Source organism: Hydrogenophaga sp. (assembly GCF_041633695.1).
GTDB lineage: Bacteria > Pseudomonadota > Gammaproteobacteria > Burkholderiales > Burkholderiaceae_C > Hydrogenophaga.
The window spans coordinates 1-2,260 of record NZ_JBFJMY010000583.1 but is presented as its reverse complement, the minus strand read 5'-3'; the positions used below and the strand labels follow the sequence as shown (position 1 = coordinate 2,260).

At 55.7% G+C, this 2,260-nt stretch carries 4 protein-coding genes; all 4 read left to right on the top strand.

Annotation, left to right across the window (positions count from 1 at the left end; translation table 11 throughout):
• Positions 1–314: PilN domain-containing protein (locus tag ABYB95_RS21975; RefSeq protein ID WP_372661984.1), on the top strand; the 314-nt coding region annotated here is incomplete at its 5' end.
• 16 nt (positions 315–330) lie between these two features.
• The gene (locus ABYB95_RS21970) at positions 331–1,002 is read left to right on the top strand and encodes a type 4a pilus biogenesis protein PilO (RefSeq protein ID WP_372661981.1); all 672 of its coding nucleotides are present in this window, start codon (positions 331–333) and stop codon (positions 1,000–1,002) included.
• On the top strand, positions 999–1,553 hold the full coding sequence (locus ABYB95_RS21965; protein WP_372661978.1) for a pilus assembly protein PilP: 555 nt from the start codon (positions 999–1,001) through the stop codon (positions 1,551–1,553). Before ABYB95_RS21970 ends, ABYB95_RS21965 begins: the two co-directional genes overlap by 4 nt.
• Positions 1,550–2,260 (top strand): AMIN domain-containing protein (locus tag ABYB95_RS21960; protein WP_372661975.1); only part of this gene is annotated, 711 nt, incomplete at its 3' end. The genes ABYB95_RS21965 and ABYB95_RS21960, both read left to right, overlap by 4 nt.

The following is a 2,260-nucleotide window of genomic DNA, read 5'->3' as shown; positions in this document are numbered from 1 at the left end:
TGGTCGCCCAATTGCCCGATGGCATCTATCTCACCAGCATGAAGCAGGAAAACCAAAGCGTCTTGATCACTGGCGTTGCCCAGTCCCAGGAGCGGGTCTCCGAGCTGTTGAGAAACCTGGCCAACAACAGCCCTTGGCTGAGCCGCCCGGAGTTGGTTGAAATCGTGGCGTCCAACATGACCCTGTCCAGCCGAGAGCAGCGTCGGGTGTCCAACTTCACAGTGCGAGTGTCCCTGAACCGCCCTTCTGCAGCAGGCACCACGCCTGCTGCTGGCTCACCCTCGGTTGCTCCGCCTGCGCCGGGTAAAGTCTGAATAGGGCCAACGAACCATGGTCACCATGCACAAGCCGAACTTGGATTTCAAGGAAATTCAAGACAAACTGAAAAACGAATTCACGGGGCTGGATCCCAATGATCCGTCGCAGTGGCCATCATTGCCACGCAATCTGCTATATATCGCCGTTTGTGTGGCCGTCATTGCAGGTCTCTGGTTCGCCTGGTTGAAGGACTCTGACGAGGAGCTGCTGGCAGAAAAGGCCCGTGAAGTGCAGTTGCGCGAGGACTACCGGAAAAAGCTGGTTCAGGCGGTTAATTTGGACGCCCTCAAGAAGCAATTGGAGCAGGTCCAGCAATACGTGAACCAGTTGGAAAAACAGCTGCCCAGCAAAGCAGAAATGGATGCGCTGCTGTCCGATATCAACCAAGCCGGTTTGGGTCGAAGTCTGCAGTTTGAGTTGTTCCGGCCCGGGCAGGTCATTGTCAAGGAGTATTACGCGGAATTGCCTATCACCGTGAAGGTGACGGGTACCTACCATGACATTGGCCTGTTTGCAGCAGACGTGGCGAACTTATCCCGTATCGTGACCTTGAACAACATGACTCTTTCACCGATTCGTGAGCGGGACGGGGTGCTGACAATGGACTGCATTGCCAAGACATTCCGGTACCTTGATCCGGAAGAGGTGGCCTTGCAGCAGAAAGCCATGGCGGGCCAAAAATGAAGTCCAAAACGTATTCTTACTTTGCGCTGCTGCTGGCTTGCCTCCTGGGGTTGCAAGGCTGTACCTCGTCGGAGCAGGAGGAGCTTCAGCAATGGATGGTGACCGAGCGCAATGGCATCAAACCCCAGGTGCAGCCCATTCCAGAACCCACCAAGTTCCTCCCTCAGGCCTACGGTGCTGAGCGGATGATGGAGCCCTTTAGCAGTGAAAAGCTGGTCAGTGTGATGCGTGGCAACGCGGGCATTACCGTGGCAAATTCCGCATTGATCGAACCTGAGTTGAATCGACGCAAACAACCGCTGGAAGCTTATCCGCTGGACACCATGGCAATGGTTGGCAGTTTGAACCGGCAAGGACAGTTGGTGGCGTTGGTGCGGGTAGACAGTTTGTTGTACCAAGTCAAGCCCGGTGGTTATCTTGGGCAAAACTATGGGCGAATAACCCGTATCACGGAAACCGAAGTGGTCTTGCGCGAAATTGTGCAAGATGCAGCCGGGGAATGGACCGAGCGCCCAGCGGCGTTGCAGCTACAAGAGGAAGCATCTAAATGAAAAAAGAACACTGGCGCGCTACTTTGGTTTCGGTGCAGCGCAATGCATTCAAGGGGATGCTGACAGCAATGGCCTTGCTGCTCCCTGTTTTTGCACAGGCTCAAAACGCCATTCAAGCTGTGACCGGTGGCGTGCAAGGTGGGGTTGAAGTGCTGCGGATCGATATGTCGGAAGCGTTGACCGCTGTGCCGGCTGGCTTCACGATCCAAGCGCCCGCCCGCATTGCTCTGGATTTTCCGGGGGTGACCAATGCGATCGGGAGAAGCACGATTGACTTGAACCAAGGCAACTTGAGATCGGTCAATGTGGTTCAAGCGGGTGACCGGACGCGCGTTGTACTCAACCTGAAGCAACCTGCAGCCTATCAAGCAAAGATCGACGGGAAATCGCTGGTGGTGGTGTTGGGGGGCGCGAATGCGAGCGCAGCCGCGCCGGCTTCTTCAACCGCCTTTGCGGAAAACAGGAACTTGGATGTGGTGTCGCTGAGGGACATCGATTTCCGGCGCGGTAACGACAATTCGGGCCGCATCGTGGTCGAACTGGCCAACAACCAAGTTGGAGTGGACATTCGGCAGCAAGGCCAGAACCTCGTTGTTGATTTTCTGAAAACTTCGTTGCCAGAGGGTTTGAGGCGGCGCATGGATGTGACCGATTTCGGCACACCTGTGCAGACTGTATCTACCAGTCAGAACGGGGATCGGGTTCGC

Excerpts from the sequence above, each read along its gene's own strand:
- ABYB95_RS21970 (WP_372661981.1), top strand. The coding sequence starts at position 331 with ATGGTCACCATGCACAAGCCGAACTTGGATTTCAAGGAAATTCAAGAC.
- ABYB95_RS21965 (WP_372661978.1), top strand. The coding sequence starts at position 999 with ATGAAGTCCAAAACGTATTCTTACTTTGCGCTGCTGCTGGCTTGCCTC.